Consider the following 20,080-nt stretch of genomic DNA (forward strand, 5'->3'; position numbering starts at 1 on the left):
GTGGCCCGCGGCCGCTTCATCACGCTGGAAGGCGGGGAGGGGGCGGGCAAGTCCACCCAGGCGCGGCTGCTGGAGGCGGCGCTGACTGCCGAGGGCCGCCGCGTGCTCCGGACGCGCGAGCCGGGCGGCGCGCCGGGGGCGGAGGCGATCCGCGGCGTGCTGCTCGGGCAGGGTCCCCAGGGGATCGCGCAATGGGACGGCATCGCGGAATGCATGCTGCATTTCGCGGCGCGCCGGGAGCATGTGGTGCGGACCATCCGCCCGGCGCTCGAGGCCGGGACCTGGGTGGTCTGCGACCGCTTCGCCGACTCGACCATGGCCTATCAGGTCTTCGGCCAGGGCGTGCCGCGGGCGGTCTTCGACGCCCTCGCCGCGGTGGCGCTGGAGGGGCTGGCACCCGACCTGACGCTGGTGCTCGATATCGGGCCGGCGGAGGGGCTGGCCCGCGCCGCGGCCCGCGGCGAGACCAACCGCTACGAGGCGCTGGACCCGGATTTCCACGAGCGCGTCCGCGCCGGGTTCCGCGCCATCGCCGCGGCCGAGCCGGCGCGCTGCGCAATGGTGGACGCGACGGCGGCGCCGGAGGGCGTGGCGGCCGAGATCATGAAGGTCGTGCGGGCGCGGCTCGGGGCATGAGCCCAGGCGAGGCCGAGCGGCTGAAGCTGACCGCGAATGCCATCGACCGCGCCTCCACGGCGACGCTGAATGCCGGGGTGATCCTGCCGCTGGCGGGGGTGACCCTGCTGCCCGGGCGAATCTCCCTGGTGGACGTGCTGGCCAATGCCTACATCTTTGCCGTGTTCGCCCTCGTCCTCCATCTCGCGGCGCGACGCCTGCTCCGGAGCCTGGCATGACCCTGAACCTGGAGTTGCTCGCGGCTTCCCTGGGCATCGGGCTTCCGCTCGTCGTCTCCGTCTGGGGCTATGTGCTGTGGGAGGAGCGCCGGCAACGCCGCCGTCGTGCCCGGGAGCATGCGGCGCGTCCGGCTGCGGCGAAGGGGTGACCGCCGCTCCCGTTCCCGCCAGGACCTGCCTGCCCTAACCTCGCCGCGTGACCCTCCCCCCCGAACCCCGTGCCAATCCCGATCTGGTCGGGCATGACGACCCCGCGCGCACGCTGGAGGAAGCGGCGCGCTCCGGCCGGCTGCACCATGCCTGGCTGATCGCCGGCCCGACCGGCGTCGGCAAGGCGACGCTCGCCTACCGCTTCGCCCGCTGGCTGCTGGCCGGCCTGCCGGACGCGATCCCCGGCCGCCCGCCGCTCGAGTTGCCCGAGTCGCACCCGGCCTTCCGCCGCATCGCCGCCGGCGCGCATGCCGATCTCTTCACCCTCGCACCCAATGCCGGGGAGCGGGGCAAGAAGGAGATCCTCCGCGCCGACGACGCGCGCGGCGCCGTCCGCTTCATGTCGCTGACCGCCGCCGAGGGCGGCTGGCGCGCCATCGTCATGGAGGATGTCGAGCGCACCGACACCCAGGCGGTGCAGAACATCCTGCTCAAGACGCTGGAGGAGCCGCCGCCGCGGACCGTCCAGCTCCTCGTCACCGCCGCACCGGACCGGCTGCTGCCGACCATCCGCAGCCGCTGCCGCCGGCTCGACCTCGCCCCGCTGCCGCAGCCGGTCATGAAGGCGCTGCTGGCCCGCTGGCTGCCGGAGATGTCGGGGCCGGACCGCATACGCCTCGCCGGCATCGCCGATGGCTGCCCGGGCACCGCGCTGGCGCTGGCGGAAGGCGAGGGGCTGGCGCTGCAGGGGCTGGTGGAGCAGGTCCTGGAGGGCCTGCCGCGGCTCGATGCGCGGCGGGTGCATGTGATCGCCGACGGCGTCGCCGGCCGGCGCGACGCCGCGGCGCTGGCCGTCTTTTTCTCCCTCCTTCGCCGGGCGCTCGCCGCCGGCCTGCGGCAGGCCGGGCGAGGGGGTAAGGCCGCCCCCTGGCTCGCCGGGCGATCGCTTGCCGAGTGGTCCACCCTGTGGGACAAGCTCGGCCGCCTGGCCGACGAGACCGAGCGACTGAACCTGGACCGCAAGCAGGCGGTGCTCACGGGCCTCGGCTGGCTCTCCATGCGTTAGGCGACCGGAGAGGACGGGCATGCCGGCCGGCCCCGCAGGCCGGGCATGCCCGAAAGGACATACCGTTGGCCCCTGCGCACCCTTAGGATGCGCCGGGCCGATCGAAGGGCAGCCGGATGGCACGCGTCTACTACACGACCCCGATCTATTACGTGAACGACAAGCCGCATATCGGCCACGCCTATACCTCGCTCGCCACCGACGTGCTGGCGCGCTGGAAGCGGCTGGAGGGACACGAAGTCTTCTTCCTGACCGGCACCGACGAGCACGGCCAGAAGGTGGAGAAGGCGGCGCAGGATGCCGGGATGGAGCCGCAGGCCTTCACCGACCAGGTGAGCCAGAGCTTCCGGGTGCTGGCCGAGCGCATGGGCTACTCCAACGACGACTTCATCCGCACCACCGAGCCCCGTCACCGACGCGCCTGCCAGGCGCTGTGGGAGGAGCTGGTCCGGCGCGACGAGATCTATCTCGGCCATTACGAGGGCTGGTACGCCGTCCGCGACGAGGCCTTCTACGGCCCGGACGAGCTGACCGAGCGGGACGGGGTGAAGTACGCGCCCTCCGGCGCGCCGGTCGCCTGGGTGAAGGAGCCCTCCTACTTCTTCCGCCTGTCGAAATGGCAGGACTGGCTGCTGCGCTTCTACGAGGAGAACCCCGGCTTCATCGCCCCGGGCAGCCGCCGCAACGAGGTGATCAGCTTCGTGAAGTCGGGGCTGCAGGACCTCTCGATCAGCCGGACCTCCTTCAAGTGGGGCATCCCGGTGCCGGGCGACCCGGCACATGTGATGTATGTCTGGCTGGACGCGCTGACCAACTACATCACCGCCGCCGGCTACCCGGATACCGGCGCCGACCGCTGGCGCTTCTGGCCGGCCGACGTGCATTTCGTCGGCAAGGACATCGTCCGCTTCCACGCCATCTACTGGCCGGCCTTCCTGAAGGCGGCGGGGCTCGAGCCGCCGCGGCGGGTCTTCGCCCATGGCTGGTGGACGATCGAGGGGCAGAAGATGTCGAAATCCCTCGGCAATGCCATCGACCCGCTGGCGCTGATCGAGGAATACGGGCTCGACCCGCTGCGCTACTTCCTGCTGCGGGAGGTGCCCTTCGGCAATGACGGCGACTTCTCCCGCGCCGCGCTGATCGGCCGGGTGAACGGGGAGCTGGCGGATACGCTCGGCAACCTCGCCAACCGCACGCTGTCGCTGATCCAGCGGAACTGCGGGGGCAGGCTGCCGGCGGTGGCGGAGGCCGCGCCGGCGGATGCCGACCTGCTGCAGGCCCTGGCCGCATTGCCCGCGGCGGTCGCCGGCCACCTGGAGGCGCAGGAGTTCCACCTGGCGCTGGAGGCCATCATGGCCCAGGCCCGCGCCGCCAATGGCTACATCACGGCGCAGCAGCCCTGGGCGCTGCGGAAGACCGACCCGGCCCGCATGGAAGTGGTCCTGCGCCACCTGCACACGGCGCTGCGGGTCTTCGCCACCGTCCTGCAGCCCTTCATGCCCGGCACCATGGCCGCCATGCTCGACCAGCTCGGCGTGCCGGAGGAGGCGAGGGGGCTCGCCGCCCTCGCGACCCCGCTGCCGGAGGGCAGGCCGCTGCCGCCGCCGGCGCCGCTGTTCCGGAAGATCGAGGTCGCCGCGTAACCCATGCTGATCGACAGTCATTGCCACCTCGACTACTTCTCCGAGGAGGAGGTCGGGGAGATCGTCGCGCGCGCCCGGGAGGCGGGCGTCGGCCGCATGGTCACCATCGGCACCCGCGTCCACCAGGCCGCGGCCGTCAAGGCGCTGACCGAGCGCTTCGACGATGTCTGGGGCACCGTCGGCGTCCACCCGCACAATGCCGGCGAGGAGGACGGGATGCCGACGGTCGAGGCGCTTGTGGCGCTCGCCGACCACCCCCGCATCATCGGCATAGGCGAGGCCGGCCTCGACTACTTCTACGACAAGGCGCCGCGCGAGGCGCAGCAGGAAGGCTTCCGCCGGCACATCCGGGCCGCCCGACTCACCGGCCTGCCGCTCTGCATCCATGCGCGGCAGGCGGATGCGGACGTGATCGGCATCCTGCGGGAGGAGCGTGAGCAGGGCGGTCCCTACGACTTCCTGCTGCACTGCTTCTCCTCCGGCGCCGATCTTGCAAGGCAGGCGGTCGCGATGGGCGGCTATGTCTCTTTCTCCGGCATCCTGACCTTCCCGAAATCCCCGGAGATCCGGGCGATCGCGGCGGAACTGCCGGCCGATCGCATCCTGGTCGAGACCGACAGCCCCTACCTTGCGCCGGTGCCGCTGCGCGGCAAGCGCTGCGAGCCGGGCTATGTCGTGCACACTGCGAAGGTGCTCGCCGAGACCCGCGGCATCGGCCAGGCGGAGGTCGAGGCGCTGACCACGGAGAACTTCCACCGGCTGTTCCGGAAGGCCGCCTGAGCTTGCTGAAGGTCACCATCCTCGGCTGCGGCGGCTCGGGCGGCGTGCCGCTGCTCGGCGGAAAGGACGAGGGCGGGCAGTGGGGCGACTGCGACCCCGCCGAGCCGCGCAACCGCCGCACCCGGACCTCGGCGATGATCGAGGGGCCGGGCGGGCAGCGGCTGCTGGTGGATGCCGGGCCGGACCTGCGGCAGCAGATGCTGGCCTGCCGGCTCGGCCGCTTCGAGGCGGTGCTCTTCACCCATCCGCATGCCGACCACATCCTGGGCATCGACGACATCCGCCAGGTCAACCGCAACCTGAACCGGGCAATCGATGCCTGGGGGACGCGGATCACGCTGCAGAAGCTGGACGAGCGCTTCGACTACGCCTTCATCGGCCCGACGGAGTTCTTCTTTCGTCCCGCGCTGGAACCGCGACGGATCGCGTTCGGGGAACGTTTCGAGGCTGCGGGCATGACCGTGGAGGTCTTCCGCCAGGACCATGGCGTCATGGACAGCCTCGGGCTGCGGATCGGCAAGTTCGCGTATTCGACCGACGTCGTGGCGCTGCCGGAGGAGAGCCTGCGGGCGCTCGAGGGCCTCGACACCTGGGTGGTCGGCTGCTTCCAACGCAGGCCGCATGCCGTGCACGCGAACCTGGAGACGGTGCTGCGCTGGGTGGAGGTGCTGCGGCCGCGGCGGACGGTGCTGACGCATATGGGCACGGCCATGGACTACCGGAGCCTGCTGCGGGAACTGCCGCCGGGCATCGAGCCCGGCTACGACGGCATGGTGCTGGAGGTGCCGGAGGGCTGAGGGCCGGCAGGACCCGGTGGACGGCCGGAGGCAGGATTTCCCGTTACCATCCACAGGTTCTTTTTTCCATAATATATCTTATGCGGCAAGGTCGCTCTGGGGATAAGCCGGGGATTCCCGGGCGCGCGCGCTGCGCGGCCGCCCGTCCCTCCAACCCAGCATGTCTACGGAACCCCCCACAGGCCCCCGACTTCCTGGCTATCCCACCAACCGGCCTGCCGTCCACTGACGCTGCATGTCGCAACGTGTCTGCGTTACCACGGTGATGCGAGCGCGCCACGCCTGAGGCACCGACGGCGCCATGCTGCATCCCGGCGCGGCCGTCCCGACGCCCGGGTACGGCACCCTCGGGCGCGGCCGCTCCGGCCCATGCCCGCGGCACCGACCCTGGCCCCGCGCCGCCGGGCCTTGCCAGCCTGCGCCGCCTTCGCCATGGGCCGCCGCGTCCCGCCGGAGAGCCCCATGCCCGAGACGTCCGCCCCCGCCGAAGCGCTGCTGCGCCTGCTCGCCACCATGGCCCGACTCCGCGACCCCGTGGGCGGCTGCCCCTGGGACCAGGTGCAGAGCTTCGAGACCATCGCGCCCTATACGATCGAGGAGGCCTACGAGGTCGCCGACGCCATCCGCCGCGGCGACCGGCCGGCGCTGCTGGACGAGCTCGGCGACCTGCTGTTCCAGGTCGTCTATCACGCCCGCATGGCGGAAGAGGAAGGAATTTTTTCCTTTACGGATGTTGCGGAAAGTATTCACAGGAAGATGGTCTCTCGCCATCCACATGTGTTCGGCGACGAATCGGCCCGCTCGGCGGCCGAGCAGACCACGGCGTGGGAGGCGCAGAAGGCGCAGGAACGGGCGGCCCGGGCCGAAACCGGGACCCTCGCCGGGATCCCGCCGGCCCTCCCTGCCCTGATGCGCGCCAACAAGCTGACCCGGCGCGCCGCCCGGGTTGGCTTCGACTGGCCCGATGCCGGCGCCGTGCTCGACAAGCTGGAGGAGGAGGCCGCCGAGCTGCGTGCCGAGCTGCCGGCCGCCGATCCGACCCGGCTGGCCGACGAGGTGGGCGACCTGCTCTTCGTCCTGGCCAATCTGGCCCGCAAGCTCGACCTCGACCCGGAGGAATGCCTGCGTGGCGCCAATGCCAAGTTCACGCGTCGCTTCGAGGCGGTCGAGTCGAGGCTCGCCGCGCAGGGGCAGAGCCCGGCGGATGCCGGGCTCGAGGCCATGGAGGCGGAGTGGCAGGCGGTGAAGGCGGCCGAGCGCGGCGGCGCCTGAGCACGCCGCCCGACACACTGTAAAGCGGTTCACACGCGGTCGCGGCGTCCAGGCCGCGACCGCATTCGGCGTGCCGACACTTGGAAAGAATACACGCCGCCTGAGAATTCTTTACGCAAAGCGTGCCGATGCGGGTGCCGGAGACCCTCCGTCAGAACCTATGCAGAACAAAACATGAACAAGCTTCATGCCAGCAGCGGCCCGCAGCGGGCGCGCCCCCGCAGGACCAGCCTTCGGATGTCGCAGTGAAGGAAGTCGGGTCGGTGCGCCTGCGGCCTCGCGCCCGTCGTCGGGTCACGCGGCAGGCTCCGGGCGGCGCTCCCGGAGCCTCCTCAGCCGCGCCGGCGCAAGGGCGCGGCCGATCGGTAGTCGGCACTGCCTCAGGGGTAGTTCGCGGTCCCACCCCGGACCCGCACCGTCTCCGGCAGCGGGATGAACTCCTGGTCGTCCCCCGGCACCTTGGCGAAGCGCTGCGCCTGCCAGTCGGCCTTGGCCTGCTCGATCCGCTCGCGCGAGGAACTGACGAAGTTCCAGAAGACGTAGCGCGGCCCGTCCATCGCCGCGCCGCCCAGCAGCAGCAGCCGCGCCCCCTGCGGCCCCGCCGTCAGCGCCAGCCCGTCGCCGGCGCGGAAGACCAGCATCCGCCCCGGCGCGTGGCTCTCGCCGCCGACCGAGACCTCGCCCTCCAGCACATAGGCGGCGCGCTCCTCATGCTGGTCGGGCAAGGGCACCCGGGCGCCCGGCGCCAGCACTGCATCAGCGTAGAAGAGCGGCGAGGCGGTGGCGACCGGCGCCCGCATCCCCCAACCCTCGCCGGCGATCAGCCGCAGGTGCAGCCCGGCCTCCTCGCCGACCGGCAGGCTGGAGGCCGGGTGGTGGGCGAAGGCGGGCGCCGTCTCCTCGGCCGATTTCGGCAGCGCAACCCAGGACTGGATGCCGGAGAGCCTGCGGGCAGCGGCCCGCTCCGCGGCGGCGGAGCGCTCGGAATGGGTGATCCCCTGCCCCGCCGTCATCCAGTTCACATCGCCCGGCCGGATCGCCAGGTTCGACCCCAGGCTGTCGCGGTGCTGGATCGCCCCCTCGAACAGGTAGGTGACGGTGGAGAGACCGATATGCGGGTGCGGCCGGACATCGAGGCCGGTGCCGGCCAGGAACTCGCCCGGGCCCATCTGGTCGAAGAAGATGAAGGGGCCGACCAGCATCCGCTCCTTGGCCGGCAGGGCGCGGCGGACCTCGAAGCCGCCGATGTCATGCGCCCGCGGCACGATGACCAGCGAGACGTCCTGCGGCAAGGCCTCGGTGCAGGTGGGGTCGTCGGCAGGTTGCCAGCTCATGCGCGTGTCCTCTCTCGCTCCGGCCGCCATCCTGGGGCATCGCGCTCGCGCTGCAACACGGCCGGCGGTTACATCGTCTCCGGCACCTCGAAGCGGAGGACGGTCGCACCGCCCTCGGATGGCAGTTCGCCGAAGCCGATCAGGCCGCGTCCCGTCAGCACCTGGCTGTCGTGCCGGACGAAGACGGGCTGGCCCACCTCCCCGCGCACATAGGTGCCGTTGGTGCTCTGGTCGGTCAGCACGCAGCGGCCGCGGCGCACCTCGATGCGGGCATGCAGCCGGGACACGAAGGTGCCCGACAGCACCAGATCGCTCGCCTCGCCACGGCCGACGGTCAGGGAGGGCTGCCGGTCGCTCAGGCCGATCGGCCTGCCGCCGCGGGGCGGGGTGAGCCAGGCGACGACGTCGGCGGATGGGGCGCGCGGCGGCGCACGCATCAGCGTCTCCTCGCCCGTGGCCCAGAGGCACTCGAAGATCTCCATCGGCTCGCGCCGGCCGCGCAGAGCGGTCACGTCGACCAGCCGGGCGGTGCGGCCCCAGTCCCCGCCGGCGGCGGCGATGGTCGCACCGCTGGTCAGGATCTGCCCGGCCTTGGCGCCGGCCACCAGCCGCGCCGCGACATTCACCGCATCGCCGAAGACGTCGCCGTCCTCCAGCAGCACCGGGCCGAAATGCAGGCCGATGCGGATCGCGAGGGGCTTGCCGCCGACCGGCGGTCGGTCGGCGGCCCCCTGCTGCAGGGCGGCCGCCGTACGCAAGGCCGCCTCGGGCGTCGGGAAGGTCGCTATGACCTCATCGCCGATGGTCTTGACCACCCGGCCGCCGCCCCGGGCGACGTCGGAGGCCATGGCACCGAGGCAGTCTCCGACCAGGCCGCGCGCCGGCTGGTCACCAAGCCTGTGGTAGAGCTCGGTGCTGCCCGCAATGTCGGCAAAGAGAATGGCGAGCTGCGCGGTGGTGACCGCCTCGCGGAACGGAGGCTCCAAGGATGCGGGACTTCGCGATGCTAACTCCCTGCATTCGCGCATTGCGGCGCGCCACGCAAGCCCGAATCGAGCCCGGCGCCGGAGAAGGGCAGACCGCCCTCCGCGCCGGGACGGCAGCCAAGGCGGCCCGCGGCCGGGCGCACCCGGCGGCGCGCGAGCCGGCCGCAGGCTGTCGGCCGGGGGTGCCGCGCCAAGCAGGCTTTCGCAGGTCGGGCCACACGTCGTGCGGCCCAAGCCTTTGAAGCGAAAGCCTGCTCAGGGTTTCGTTGCGGCGCAAACCCCGAGGGGTTTGCTCAGGGGTCAAGCAGTGTCTCGCGCAGCGCCTCGAAGCTCGCCCGGTCGGGCGCGACGATCATACCGCCGCCGGTGACATGCGGGCCATAGGCGCTGCCGTCGAAGCGGGCGCTGTAGCCGCCGGCTTCCCGGTGCAGCAGCCAGCCCGGCGCATGGTCCCAGGGCATCAGCCGGTTGTAGAGCAGCGCATGGGCATGGCCGCCGGCCACCATTCGGTACTCGTGCGCCGCACAGCGGAAGGTGACGGAGGCGCGGATGCGCGGCAGGCGCGAAGTCACGCGGCTCTTCAGCGGCTCCGGCAGGTAGCCCCAGTTGAAGGCGCCGACCATCTCGGCAACCGGCACCGGCGCGGCGACGCGCAGGTCGTGGCGGTGGCCGTCCGGCGCCTCGATCCAGGCCCCTTCCCCGCGCAGCGCCATCGCCGTGTCGTCGCCGAGCGGGTCGTGGATCCAGCCGGCGACGACCTCGCCGCGCACCACCGCCGCGGCCATGCTGCCGAAGAGCGGCAGGCCGGCGGCGAAATTGGCGGTGCCGTCCACCGGATCGACCACGAAGGCGAGGTCGGCCTGGCAGAGCCGGTCGAGCAGGGCGGGATCGGCGGCCGTCGCCTCCTCGCCCACCACCAGGCAGCCAGGGAAGCGCCGGGCGAGGCCGGCGGCGATCGCCCGTTCCGCTGCCTCGTCGGCATCCGTCACCAGGTCGAGCGGCCCGGTCTTGGCCCGCACCGCGCCGGCCGCGAGGCGGCGGAAGCGCGGCATGATCTCGGCCATGGCAGCATCGCGCAAAAGCCGGGCGACATCCTGCATCGCCCCTTGGTCGAACCGCATCCCATCCCGCTCCGCTGCCGCGCCGCCCGATAGAGCCGCTTCCCGGCCATGGTGCAACGCGAAAACGCCCTGCCGCATGGCCCGGCGTCAGGCCTCAGGCCGGCGGCTGCTCGAAGCGTGCGCGGTCGGCGGGGCTGAGGCGGACGGTGACGTGCACGTCGCCCTCCGCATCGGCGCGCGACAGCACCTCCCCATGGCGGTAGAGCCAGGCGAGGCGGGCGCCGTCGGCCGCGGGGATGGCGTAATCCACCGTCTCCAGCCCCGCCGCCAGCCTGGCATCGAGGGTGGCGCGGAGCGCGTCCAGCCCCTCCCCCGTCAGCGCCGAGACGGCGACGGCCTGCTCGCCGGTCACGCCCTCGACGGCGCCGATGCCGCCGAGCAGGTCGGCCTTGTTCAGCACCTCGATGACGCGGCCCTCCCAGCCCTCGTCGAGCGCCGGGTCGGGGCCGGTCGCCATCTCCTGCAGCACCCGCAAGACGTCGTTGCGCTGCGCCGCGGTGTCGGGATGGGCGACGTCGCGGACATGCAGGATGACGTCGGCGGCCGCCACCTCCTCGAGCGTGGCGCGGAAGGCTTCCACCAGTTGCGTTGGCAGGTCGGAGATGAAGCCGACGGTGTCCGACAGGATGGCGCGCCGGCCCGAGGGCAGGCGGATGCCGCGCATGGTCGGGTCGAGGGTCGCGAAGAGCTGGTCCTGGGCATAGACGCCGGCGCCGGTCAGCGCATTGAACAGCGTCGACTTGCCGGCATTGGTGTAGCCGACGAGCGCGATCACCGGATAGGGCACGCGCTCCCGTGCCCGGCGGTGCAGGCCGCGGGTGCGGCGGACCTGCTCCAGCTCCTTCTTCAGCTTCACCATCCGCTCGCCGATCAGGCGGCGGTCGATCTCGATCTGCGACTCGCCAGGGCCGCCGAGGAAGCCGAAGCCGCCCCGCTGCCGCTCGAGATGGGTCCAGGACCGCACCAGCCGCGTGCGCTGGTAGTCGAGATGGGCGAGTTCGACCTGCAGCGAGCCTTCCCGGGTGCGGGCGCGCTCGCCGAAGATCTCGAGGATCAGCCCGGTCCGGTCGATGACCTTGCAGCGCCACTCGCGCTCGAGGTTGCGCTGCTGCACCGGGGTCAGGGCGGCATCCACCACGGCGACGCCGACGCGGTGCTCGGTGATCGCCTGCTTCGCGAGCTGCACCTGGCCTTCGCCGAGCAGCGTGCTCGGGCGGCGCTCGCGCAGCGGGAAGATGGCCTCGTGGACGATGGTCACGCCGATGCTGGCGGCGAGGCCCACGGCCTCGGCCAGCCGGGCTTCCGCCGCGCGCGCGGCGCCCTCCGCGCCACCGGGGGCGGCGCGGCCGGGACGATCATAGGGAAGGATCACGGCGGCGCGGGTCGGCCCCTCGTCCGATCCGTCGCCGCGGTCATTGGCGGGCGAAGGCAGCCCGTGGCGGTCAGCTTCCGACAGGATTGGCCTCTCTGCTCATGGTCAGCGTCGTCCCCTCGGTCCGGACGGTCGCGCCCTCGCGCGGGGCGTTCGGGTCGAAGAGCTGGATCGGCGCGCCCGGCATCACGGTGCTGATCGCATGCTTGTAGACGAGCTGGGTATGTCCGTCCCGGCGCAGCAGGACGGAAAAATTGTCGAACCAGGTAATGATGCCCTGCAGCTTGACGCCGTTGACGAGGAAGATCGTCACGGGAGTCTTGCTCTTGCGAACGTGGTTCAGGAACACGTCCTGCACGTTCTGGGACTTCTCGGCGGCCACGGCGCGGTCCTTCTTGTTCTTGGCAGCCGCGTGACGCGGCGTGCCGGGGCAGGATGCCCCATATCGCAGGCAGTTGGGAACATCCGATACCGGCCGCCGGGTTGCAAGGGATGGATGACGCATCCGTGCGGAATTTTGCTGCGTTGCAGCATTGCATTAAGCGCAGGCGCGAGCGGCAGCGTCACCCTTGCCGCAGCCAGGCCGCCAGCGCCTCGCCGTCCGCGAAGGCATGGTCCGGCAGGGCATTGGCGACGCCGCCGTCATGCGCCGCATCGCCGAGCAGCACGGCGGTGCAGCCCGCGGCACGCGCCGCCTGCATGTCGAGCGCGGTATCGCCGACATACCAGACCTGCGGCCCGGCCTCCGTCCCGAGCGCCGCGAGCGCCATGCGGAAGGGGGCCGGATCGGGCTTGTCGGCCGCGGCATCGCCGGCGCCGAGCAGGGCGGCGAAATGCCGGTCCCAGCCGAGATGCGCCGCCTCCGCCCGCAGCAGCGGGCCCTGCTTGTTGCTGATGACGCCCTGCCCGAGGCCGGCCGCCGCGACGGCCTCGATCGCCGCGGCGGCGCCGGGCATGGGGGTGAGGACCTGGAGATGGCGCGCGCGGACCTCGGCATAGAAGGTGTCGCGGGCCTCCTCCCAGGCGGTCCCGAACATCTCGGGGAAGGTCTCACGGAGCGAGCGGCGGACACGGCCCCTCACCTCGTCCAGCGTCCATTCCGGCAGGCCATGGGCGCGGAAGGCGGCGTTGAGGCCGGCATGGATCGCTGCCCAGCCATCCACCAGGGTATTGTCCCAGTCCCAGAGGACCGCGCGCGGCGCCGGGAGGCTCACGCCGCATTCCCCTTCACGTGCCGGGCGAAGAGGTCGAAGAGCCGCCGCACCACCGGCCCGACCTGGCCGTCGCCGACCGGGGCGCCGTCGATGCGCGTGATCGGCTTCACGAAGGAGGTCGCGGAGGTCAGGAAGGCTTCCCGCGCGCGGCGCATCTCCTCGAGCGAAAAGGCGCGTTCCTCGAAGCGGATGCCGGCTGCCTGGAGCTCAGCGATCAGCGCGCCGCGGGTGCAGCCGGGCAGGATGACCTGGTCGAGGTGGCGGGTGCGGATCACCCCCTGCTCGTCGACGATCCAGAAGCTGGTGGCGGCGCCCTCCGTCACCATGCCCGTCGCTTCCTCGTAGAGGATGGCCTCGATCGCCCCGGCCTCCCGCGCCGCCTGGCGGGCAAGGACATTGGGCAGCAGGTTCACCGACTTGATGTCCCGCCGCGCCCAGCGGAGGTCCGGATGGGTGATGCAGGCGGCGGCCCATCGTTCCACGGATTGCGGATAGGGTGCGATGCGCTTGACGGTGACGACCAGGGCGGGCGGCACCGGCTTCGCCGGGAAGGCATGGTCGCGGCGGGCGACACCGCGGGTGACCTGCATGTAGAGCAGCCCTTCGGTGACGCGGTTGCGGCGCGCGACCTCGGCAAGGACGTGGCGCAGCGCGGCGCGGGTCATCGGCATGGGCAGGCGGATCTCGCCGAGCGAGCGTTCCAGCCGGTCGAGGTGCCGGTCCGCGTCCACGAAGCGGCCGTGGTGGAGGTGCACCACCTCGTAGATCCCGTCGCCGAACTGGTAGCCGCGATCCTCGATGTTCACCTCGGCCAGGCGTTGGTCGAGGTAGCGGCCATTGACATAGGCGATGCGCGACATGCGGCGTCCCGGCGGTGGTGTGGGTCGGGGGATGGTGTGGCCGAGGGCGGGCGGAAAGGGAAGCGGGGGCCACCGGGTCGGGGCCGGCCAGGCACGAGATGCTTGGCGGAAGCATAGATTTTCAAATAGTCTCGGATGTGCCCAGGCCGGTTGCGCGGTGCGGCGCCCGGCTGCGCCGCCGCATCGGCCACCGGCCCGGGCGCGCCGGAGGGACGCCCCGCCCGCGGCAGCGCGGCGAGAGGACGCGCCCCCGCGCCAAGCAAGACGACGGACGGGGAGCGAGACATGACCGAGTCGACTCTCGACACCAAGCCGGCGGAAGGCGCCGCGCCCGCGCGGACCCTCGATGCGCTGATCATCGGCGCGGGCGTGGCGGGGCTCTACATGCTGCACCAGCTTCGCCAGCAGGGGCTGAAGGTCCGCGCCTACGACGCCGCCTCGGGCGTCGGCGGCACCTGGTACTGGAACCGCTACCCCGGCGCCCGGTTCGATTCCGAATCCTATATCTACCAGTACCTGTTCTCGGAGGAGCTCTACAAGGGCTGGAGCTGGAGCGAGAAATTCCCCGGCCAGCCGGAGATCGAGCGCTGGCTCAACTATGTCGCCGACAGGCTCGACCTGAAGAAGGACATCCAGTTCGGCACCACCATCACCGGCGCCCGGTTCGACGAGGCGACCGACCGCTGGACGGTGCGGACCGACACCGGCGAGACGATAGACACGCAGTTCCTGGTGACCTGCGGCGGCATGCTCTCCGCCCCCCTGACCGAGGTCTTCCCAGGGCAGGACAGCTTCAAGGGCCGCGTCATCCATACCGGCCGCTGGCCGAAGGAGCCCGTGGACCTCGCCGGCAAGCGCGTGGGCGTCGTCGGCATCGGCGCCACCGGGATCCAGGTGATCCAGACCATCGCGCCCGAGGTCGGACACCTCACGGTCTTCGTCCGCACGCCGCAATACGTCGTCTCGATGAAGAACCCGGCCTATGGTCCCCGGGAGGCCGAGGCCTACAAGGCGCGGTTCGCGGAGCTGCAGCGGACGTTGCCGAACACCTTCACCGGCTTCGAGTACGACTTCACCCATACATGGGCCGACCTCACGCCCGCGCAGCGGCGCGAGGTGCTGGAGGCCTGCTGGCAGGACGGCTCGCTCAAGCTCTGGCTCGCCTCCTTCGCCGAGATGTTCTTCGACGCGGCGGTGAATGCCGAGGTGTCGGAGTTCGTGCGCGAGAAGATGCGCGCGCGCCTCAAGGACCCGAAGCTGATCGACCTGCTGATCCCGAAGGACTACGGCTTCGGCACGCACCGGGTGCCGCTCGAGATGAACTACCTCGAGGCCTATCTCCGCCCGAATGTCGAGGTGGTGAATGTCCGGGACAACCCGATCGAGCGGGTGGTGCCGGAGGTCGTCCAACTTGCGGACGGCACGGTGCATCCGCTCGACATCCTCATCCTGGCGACCGGCTTCGATGCCGGCACCGGCGCGCTGACCCGGATCGACATCCGCGGCCGCGGCGGGCGGAGCCTGAAGGAGGACTGGAGCCGCGACATCCGCACCACCATGGGCCTGCAGGTCCATGGCTACCCGAACCTTTTCACGACGGCGACTCCCCTCGCCCCCTCGGCCGCGCTCTGCAACATGACCACCTGCCTGCAGCAGCAGACCGAGTGGATCAGCGACTGCATCCGGCACATGCGGGCGAAGGGGCTGACGGTCTGCGAGCCGAGCAAGGAGATGGAGGACCGCTGGGTCGCGCACCATGACGAGACGGCGAGCGCCAACCTGATCTCGAAGACGGTGTCCTGGTATCTCGGATCCAACGTGCAGGGTAAGCCGCGCCGCGTGCTCTCCTATACCGGCGGCGTCGGCACCTACCGGCAGAAATGCGCCGAGGTGGCCGCGAGCGGCTACCAGGGCTTCGAGATGCGCTGACCGCGGCGCCGCGCCCGGCGCCCGGGTTGCTGGAGGAACGGACACGCACCTGGGCGCGCTGCCGCTCGACCCGGGACGAACCCGGGGCGTTCTCGCACTGCGTCATCCGCGCGGGAAGGCCCCAAGCAAACCCCTTCGGGTTTGCGCTGCAATAGAACCCTGAGCAGGCTTTCGCTGCAAAGGGTTGGGCCGCAAGAAGCGTGGCCCAACCCGCAAAAACCTGCTCAGGGCCGGATCCCGTGCGCCCGCATCCCCGGCTCCAGCACCCGCTCCGCAAGGCCGGCGAACTCGCAGAGCAGCCGTCGCGTCTGCCGCGGGTCGATGATCTCCTCCACCCAGAAGGCCTCCGCCGTCCGCAGCGGCGAGCGGAGCTGCTGCAGCCGCGCCTCGATCTCCGCCAGCTTCGCCGCCGGGTCCGCGGCGGCGTCGAGATCGGCGCGATAGGCCGCCTCGATCCCGCCCTCCAGCGGCAGGCTGCCCCAGCGCGCGCTCGGCCAGGCATAGCGGACGGAGTAGCGGCTGGCCGGCTGGTGCACCACGCCGGCGACGCCGAAGGCGTTCCGCACGATCACCGTGCACCAGGGCACCGTCGTCTGGTTCACCGCCGCCATGGCGCGCACGCCCCAGCGGATGGTGGCGCGCTGCTCCGCCTCCAGGCCGATCATGAAGCCGGGGCAGTCCATGAGGTAGACGACCGGCAGGTGGAAGGTCTCGGCGAGGTCCACGAAGCGGATGACCTTGGCGCAGGCATCCGCCGTCCAGGACCCGGCATAGTGCATCGGGTCGCCCGCCAGCACCGCGACCGGCATCCCACCCAGCCGAGCGAGGCAGGTCACGACCGGCCGGCCGAACCACCGGCCGATCTCGAAGACCGAGCCGCGGTCCATCAGCCCCTCGATGATCGGCCTGACGCGGTAGGGTTTTCTGAGGTCGCGCGGGATGACCGAGAGCCAGCCCTCGTCGGTGCGGTCCGGGTCGTCCTCGCTCGGCAGCCGCTGCGGCAGCTCCCAGACGTTCGAGGGCAGGTAGCTCAGGAAGCGGCGGGCCGCCTCGAAAGCCTCCTCCTCGGTCTCCACCGCATGGTCCACCGCGCCGGACTTCGTCTGGATCTCCCAGCCGCCCAGCTCCTGCTTGCTCACCGGCGTCCGCCCGAGCGCGTTCACCACCGGCGGGCCGGCGACGAACATCGCGCTCGTCTCCTTGGTCATGACGCTGAAATGCGTCGCCGCCAGCCGCGCCGCCCCGAGCCCGGCGACGGAGCCGAGGCCGAGCCCCACCACCGGCACGCGGGAGAGATTGTCGCCGGTGTGGTGGTACAGCCAGTTCCCGCCGATGCCGCCCGGCAGGTTGGCCCGGCCCGTCGTCTCGATCGTCTTGACCGAGCCGCCGCCGCCCGAGCCCTCGATGATCCGGATGATCGGCAGGCGCAGGTCGGCGGCCATGCGCTCGGCCATGATCGGCTTCTCGCGGATGGTGGCGTCCGCGCTGCCGCCGCGCACGGTGAAGTCGTCGCCGACCACCACCACCTGGCGGCCCTCGACCAGCCCTCGGCCCATGACGCAGTTGGAGGGGGTGAAGCCCGCCAGCCTCCCGTCCGGCCCGTATTCGCCGCGGCCGGCGATGGCGCCCACCTCATGGAAGGAGCCGGCGTCGAGCATGGCGCCGATGCGCTCCCGCACCGTCAGCCGGCCGCCCTCATGCTGGCGGCGGACCTTGTCGGGCCCGCCCATCGCCTCCGCCATGGCCTGGCGGCGGGCGAGCTCGTCCAGTTCGGGCTGCCAGCTCATGCGTCTCCATCCCCTTCTTTCCGCGCATTGCAGCACGCGGGAGGCGCAAGGGGTAGGGAGGTGGCGGGGGCCGGCGGGGCGGCCTATCCTCCCCGCCAACCGCACGGAGGAACCCCATGCCCGCCCCCACCATGGCCGCCCCGGACGCCTGCATCGTCGGCTGGGCCCATACTCCCTTCGGCCGCAGCGAGGCGCCGGACCTCGAGACCCTGCTCGCCCAGGTCGGCCGCACCGCCATCGAGGATGCCGGCATCTCCCCGGCCGAGATCGATGCCGGCTTCGTCGGCGTCTTCGGCGAGGGCTTCACCAACCAGGGCTTCCCGAGCTCGCTCATCCTGCAGAGCGTGCCGGAGCTGCGCTTCAAGCCCATCACGCGCTACGAGAATGCCTGCGCCACCGGCACGGCGGCGATCCATGGCGCGCTCGACTTCCTGGCGGCGCGGCGCGGCCGCTTCGCGCTCGTCCTCGGCGCCGAGAAGATGACGGCGACCCCGGGGCCCCAGGTCGGCGACATCCTGCTGAACGCCAGCTACCGCAAGACCGAGCAGGACATCCAGGGCGGCTTCGCCGGCGTCTTCGCCCGCATCGCCGAGGCCTATTTCCAGCGCCACGGCGACCAGTCCGACGCGCTGGCCGCCATCGCGGCGAAGAATCACAAGAACGGCGTGGACAACCCCTGGGCGCAGATGCGCAAGGACCTCGGCTTCGCCTTCTGCCGCGCCGAGTCCGAGAAGAACCCCTTCGTCGCCCCGCCGCTGAAGCGCACCGACTGCAGCCTGGTCTCGGACGGCGCCGCGGCGCTGGTCATCACCGATGCCGAGACGGCGAAGGCCATGCAGAAGGCGGTCCGCTTCCGCGCCGCCGTGCAGGTGAACGACTTCCTCCCCATCGCCTCCCGCGACGTCATCCGCTTCGAGGGGCCGCGCGAGGCCTGGAAGCGCGCGCTCGACCAGGCGGGCCTCGACGCCGTCACCGACCTCTCCTTCGTCGAGACGCATGACTGCTTCACCATCGCCGAGCTCATCGAATACGAGGCGATGGGCCTCGCGCCCGAGGGCCAGGGGGCGAAGGCGGTGCTGGAAGGCTGGACCGCGGCGGACGGCAGGCTGCCGGTGAACCGCTCCGGCGGCCTGAAGTCGAAGGGCCACCCGATCGGCGCAACCGGCATCTCCATGCATGTGCTGACGGCGATGCAGCTCACCGGCAATGCGGGCGCCATGCAGCTCCCGAAGGCGGAGCTCGGCGGCGTCTTCAACATGGGCGGGGCGGCGGTGGCGAACTACGTCTCCATCCTGGAGCGGGCCTGACCATCCCTGGGGAAGGCTCTGCCTTCCCCAAACCCCATCCGCCAAGGGCTTAAGGCCCTTGGATCCCGTGGGTCTGCGCCATGACTGACCAGGTGCTCTGGGTCTATGTGACCGCCGCCGATGCCGAGGAGGCGCGGCAGATCGGCCGCGCCCTGGTGCGCGAGCACCTGGCCGCCTGCGTGAACATCCTGCCCGGCCATACCGCCATCTACCGCTGGGACGGGGCGCTGCACGAGAACGAGGAAGTGGCCTTCATCGCCAAGACCACGGCCGCGCGCTTCGAGGATCTCCGCAGCCGCATCCGCGCCCTGCACAGCTACGAGACGCCGGCGATCCTCGCCCTGCCGGCGGCGGAGGGCGATGCCGACTTCCTCACCTGGGTGCGGGAGCAGGTCGCGCCGGGCAGGTAGCGCCGGGCCGCATCAGCCCATCGGCAGCAGCACCATGGCCGCCGCCTGTGCCGCGATTCCCTCGCCGCGCCCGGTGAAGCCGAGCCGCTCGGTGGTGGTCGCCTTCACGCCGATGCGCCCCGGCTCGACGCCTAGCAGTTCCGCCAGCCGCGCCTGCATGGCGTCGCGGTGCGGGCCGATCTTCGGCCGCTCGCAGAGCAGCGTGACATCGGCATTGGCCAGCACGCCGCCGCGCGCCGCGATGCGCCCGGCCGCATGGCGCAGGAACTGCGCGCTGTCGGCGCCCTTCCACTTCATCTCGGACGGCGGGAACCAGCGGCCGATATCGCCCTCGGCCAGCGCGCCGTAGATGGCATCGCACAGCGCATGGATGCCGACATCAGCGTCGGAATGCCCCTCGAGTCCGAACTCGCAGGGGATGGTCACGCCGCAGAGCACCATCGGGCGCCCCGCCTCGATCCGGTGCACGTCGAAGCCGGTGCCGATGCGGGGCAGCAGGCGGGTCATGAACTGCGCCTCCACGCGCGCCAGGTCCTCGGGGAAGGTGATCTTCACGTTGGTCTCCGCGCCCGGGACCAGGGCGACGGCCTCGCCGGCGCGCTCCAGCAACTGCGCATCGTCCGTCGCCTCGCCGCCCGCGGCGCGGTGGGCGGCCAGCAGCACGGGGAAGCGGAAGGCCTGCGGGGTCTGGGCGCGGTAGAGCCCGGCGCGCGGCACCGTCTCCGCGATCAGCCCCGCCTCGCCGCGCTTCAGCGTATCCGCCACCGGCTGCGCCGGGATGGCGCCCGGCACCCGGTCCAGCGCCGCGAGCAGCGCGGGGATGGTGCCGCGCGGCACCACCGGCCGCGCCGCGTCATGCACCAGCACCACCGCCGGCGCCGGGTCGCGCGCGGCCAGCGCCTCCAGCCCGGCGCGGACGCTCTCCTGCCGCGTCTCCCCGCCGCGCACCGGCGGCAGCACGGGAAGCCCCTCGAGGATGGCGGCCACCCGCGCCTCCTCGCCCGCGGCGCAGACCGGCTGGAGCAGCGCGACGCCGCCCTCGGCCAGCAGCGACTCCGCGGCATGGCGCAGGACCGGGCGGCCGAGCAGGGGCAGGTACTGTTTCGGCTGGTCGGCCCCGAAGCGGGTGCCCTGGCCGGCGGCCATCAGGAGAGCGGCGGTCGTCATCGCGGCGGACCCTAGAGCAGATCGCCGCAGG

The 20,080-nt window shown here is 71.8% G+C and carries 20 protein-coding genes; 11 read left to right on the forward strand and 9 right to left on the reverse strand.

All coding sequences use genetic code 11. The features are described from left to right. The 8 genes from tmk (at position 1) to mazG (ending at position 6,562) form a co-directional block, all read left to right on the forward strand. Positions 1–636 carry a dTMP kinase gene (gene tmk / locus Q7A36_RS09785; RefSeq protein WP_305103498.1) on the forward strand — a complete coding sequence of 212 codons (636 nt, stop codon included), beginning with the start codon at positions 1–3 and terminating at the stop codon, positions 634–636. Next, positions 633–854, forward strand: a complete 222-nt coding sequence (locus Q7A36_RS09790; RefSeq protein ID WP_305103499.1) for a hypothetical protein — start codon at positions 633–635, stop codon at positions 852–854. Before tmk ends, Q7A36_RS09790 begins: the two co-directional genes overlap by 4 nt. Continuing rightward, the gene (locus Q7A36_RS09795) at positions 851–1,003 is read left to right on the forward strand and encodes a hypothetical protein (RefSeq protein WP_305103500.1); all 153 of its coding nucleotides are present in this window, start codon (positions 851–853) and stop codon (positions 1,001–1,003) included. The genes Q7A36_RS09790 and Q7A36_RS09795 overlap by 4 nt, the downstream gene beginning before the upstream one ends. Before the next feature lie 47 nt (positions 1,004–1,050). Beyond that, the gene (locus tag Q7A36_RS09800; protein WP_305103501.1) at positions 1,051–2,070 is read left to right on the forward strand and encodes a DNA polymerase III subunit delta'; all 1,020 of its coding nucleotides are present in this window, start codon (positions 1,051–1,053) and stop codon (positions 2,068–2,070) included. A 116-nt stretch (positions 2,071–2,186) separates the two neighbouring features. Continuing rightward, on the forward strand, positions 2,187–3,713 hold the full coding sequence (gene metG, locus Q7A36_RS09805; protein WP_305103502.1) for a methionine--tRNA ligase: 1,527 nt from the start codon (positions 2,187–2,189) through the stop codon (positions 3,711–3,713). A gap of 3 nt (positions 3,714–3,716) precedes the next feature. After that, entirely contained in the window at positions 3,717–4,493 is a 777-nt protein-coding gene (locus tag Q7A36_RS09810) for a TatD family hydrolase (RefSeq protein WP_305103503.1), read from the forward strand. 5 nt (positions 4,494–4,498) lie between these two features. Next, positions 4,499–5,290 (forward strand): MBL fold metallo-hydrolase, encoded by a 792-nt coding sequence (locus Q7A36_RS09815; RefSeq protein WP_305103533.1) that lies wholly within the window; start codon positions 4,499–4,501, stop codon positions 5,288–5,290. 462 nt (positions 5,291–5,752) lie between these two features. Further along, positions 5,753–6,562, forward strand: coding sequence for a nucleoside triphosphate pyrophosphohydrolase (mazG, locus tag Q7A36_RS09820; protein ID WP_305103504.1), 810 nt, complete (start codon positions 5,753–5,755; stop codon positions 6,560–6,562). A gap of 380 nt (positions 6,563–6,942) precedes the next feature. On the opposite strand, the gene Q7A36_RS09825 is transcribed toward mazG, so the two are convergent. The 7 genes from Q7A36_RS09825 to Q7A36_RS09855 form a co-directional block, all read right to left on the reverse strand. Next, complete coding sequence (locus tag Q7A36_RS09825) at positions 6,943–7,896, reverse strand: pirin family protein (RefSeq protein ID WP_305103505.1); 954 nt, start codon at positions 7,894–7,896, stop codon at positions 6,943–6,945. A 68-nt stretch (positions 7,897–7,964) separates the two neighbouring features. Further along, complete coding sequence (locus Q7A36_RS09830) at positions 7,965–8,882, reverse strand: adenylate/guanylate cyclase domain-containing protein (protein WP_305103506.1); 918 nt, start codon at positions 8,880–8,882, stop codon at positions 7,965–7,967. 293 nt (positions 8,883–9,175) lie between these two features. After that, positions 9,176–10,003 carry an inositol monophosphatase family protein gene (locus Q7A36_RS09835; protein WP_305103507.1) on the reverse strand — a complete coding sequence of 276 codons (828 nt, stop codon included), beginning with the start codon at positions 10,001–10,003 and terminating at the stop codon, positions 9,176–9,178. Positions 10,004–10,097: 94 nt separating this feature from the next. Beyond that, the gene (gene hflX / locus Q7A36_RS09840; RefSeq protein WP_305103508.1) at positions 10,098–11,375 is read right to left on the reverse strand and encodes a GTPase HflX; all 1,278 of its coding nucleotides are present in this window, start codon (positions 11,373–11,375) and stop codon (positions 10,098–10,100) included. A gap of 70 nt (positions 11,376–11,445) precedes the next feature. Further along, a complete protein-coding gene (gene hfq, locus Q7A36_RS09845) occupies positions 11,446–11,757 on the reverse strand; it encodes an RNA chaperone Hfq (RefSeq protein WP_305103509.1) in 312 nt (103 codons plus the stop codon). Between the two features lie 181 nt (positions 11,758–11,938). Continuing rightward, positions 11,939–12,589, reverse strand: a complete 651-nt coding sequence (locus Q7A36_RS09850) for an HAD family hydrolase (protein ID WP_305103510.1) — start codon at positions 12,587–12,589, stop codon at positions 11,939–11,941. After that, a complete protein-coding gene (locus tag Q7A36_RS09855) occupies positions 12,586–13,449 on the reverse strand; it encodes a D-amino-acid transaminase (RefSeq protein WP_305103511.1) in 864 nt (287 codons plus the stop codon). Before Q7A36_RS09855 ends, Q7A36_RS09850 begins: the two co-directional genes overlap by 4 nt. Before the next feature lie 285 nt (positions 13,450–13,734). Here Q7A36_RS09855 and Q7A36_RS09860 point away from each other — a divergent pair, with 285 nt between their 5' ends. Then, entirely contained in the window at positions 13,735–15,378 is a 1,644-nt protein-coding gene (locus Q7A36_RS09860; RefSeq protein ID WP_305103512.1) for a flavin-containing monooxygenase, read from the forward strand. Between the two features lie 224 nt (positions 15,379–15,602). Here the strand turns inward: Q7A36_RS09860 and Q7A36_RS09865 are convergent, their stop codons facing one another. Further along, on the reverse strand, positions 15,603–17,165 hold the full coding sequence (locus tag Q7A36_RS09865; RefSeq protein ID WP_305103513.1) for an acyl-CoA carboxylase subunit beta: 1,563 nt from the start codon (positions 17,163–17,165) through the stop codon (positions 15,603–15,605). 116 nt (positions 17,166–17,281) lie between these two features. Between Q7A36_RS09865 and Q7A36_RS09870 the strand changes: the two genes are divergently transcribed. Then, on the forward strand, positions 17,282–18,472 hold the full coding sequence (locus Q7A36_RS09870) for an acetyl-CoA acetyltransferase (protein ID WP_305103514.1): 1,191 nt from the start codon (positions 17,282–17,284) through the stop codon (positions 18,470–18,472). 80 nt (positions 18,473–18,552) lie between these two features. Further along, complete coding sequence (gene cutA / locus Q7A36_RS09875; RefSeq protein WP_305103515.1) at positions 18,553–18,882, forward strand: divalent-cation tolerance protein CutA; 330 nt, start codon at positions 18,553–18,555, stop codon at positions 18,880–18,882. A gap of 12 nt (positions 18,883–18,894) precedes the next feature. Here the strand turns inward: cutA and Q7A36_RS09880 are convergent, their stop codons facing one another. After that, entirely contained in the window at positions 18,895–20,049 is a 1,155-nt protein-coding gene (locus Q7A36_RS09880; protein WP_305103516.1) for a bifunctional 2-C-methyl-D-erythritol 4-phosphate cytidylyltransferase/2-C-methyl-D-erythritol 2,4-cyclodiphosphate synthase, read from the reverse strand. Between the last annotated feature and the right edge of the window lie 31 nt (positions 20,050–20,080).

The sequence above is a fragment of the Paracraurococcus lichenis genome (assembly GCF_030657435.1).
GTDB classification, from domain to species: Bacteria; Pseudomonadota; Alphaproteobacteria; order Acetobacterales; family Acetobacteraceae; genus Paracraurococcus; species Paracraurococcus lichenis.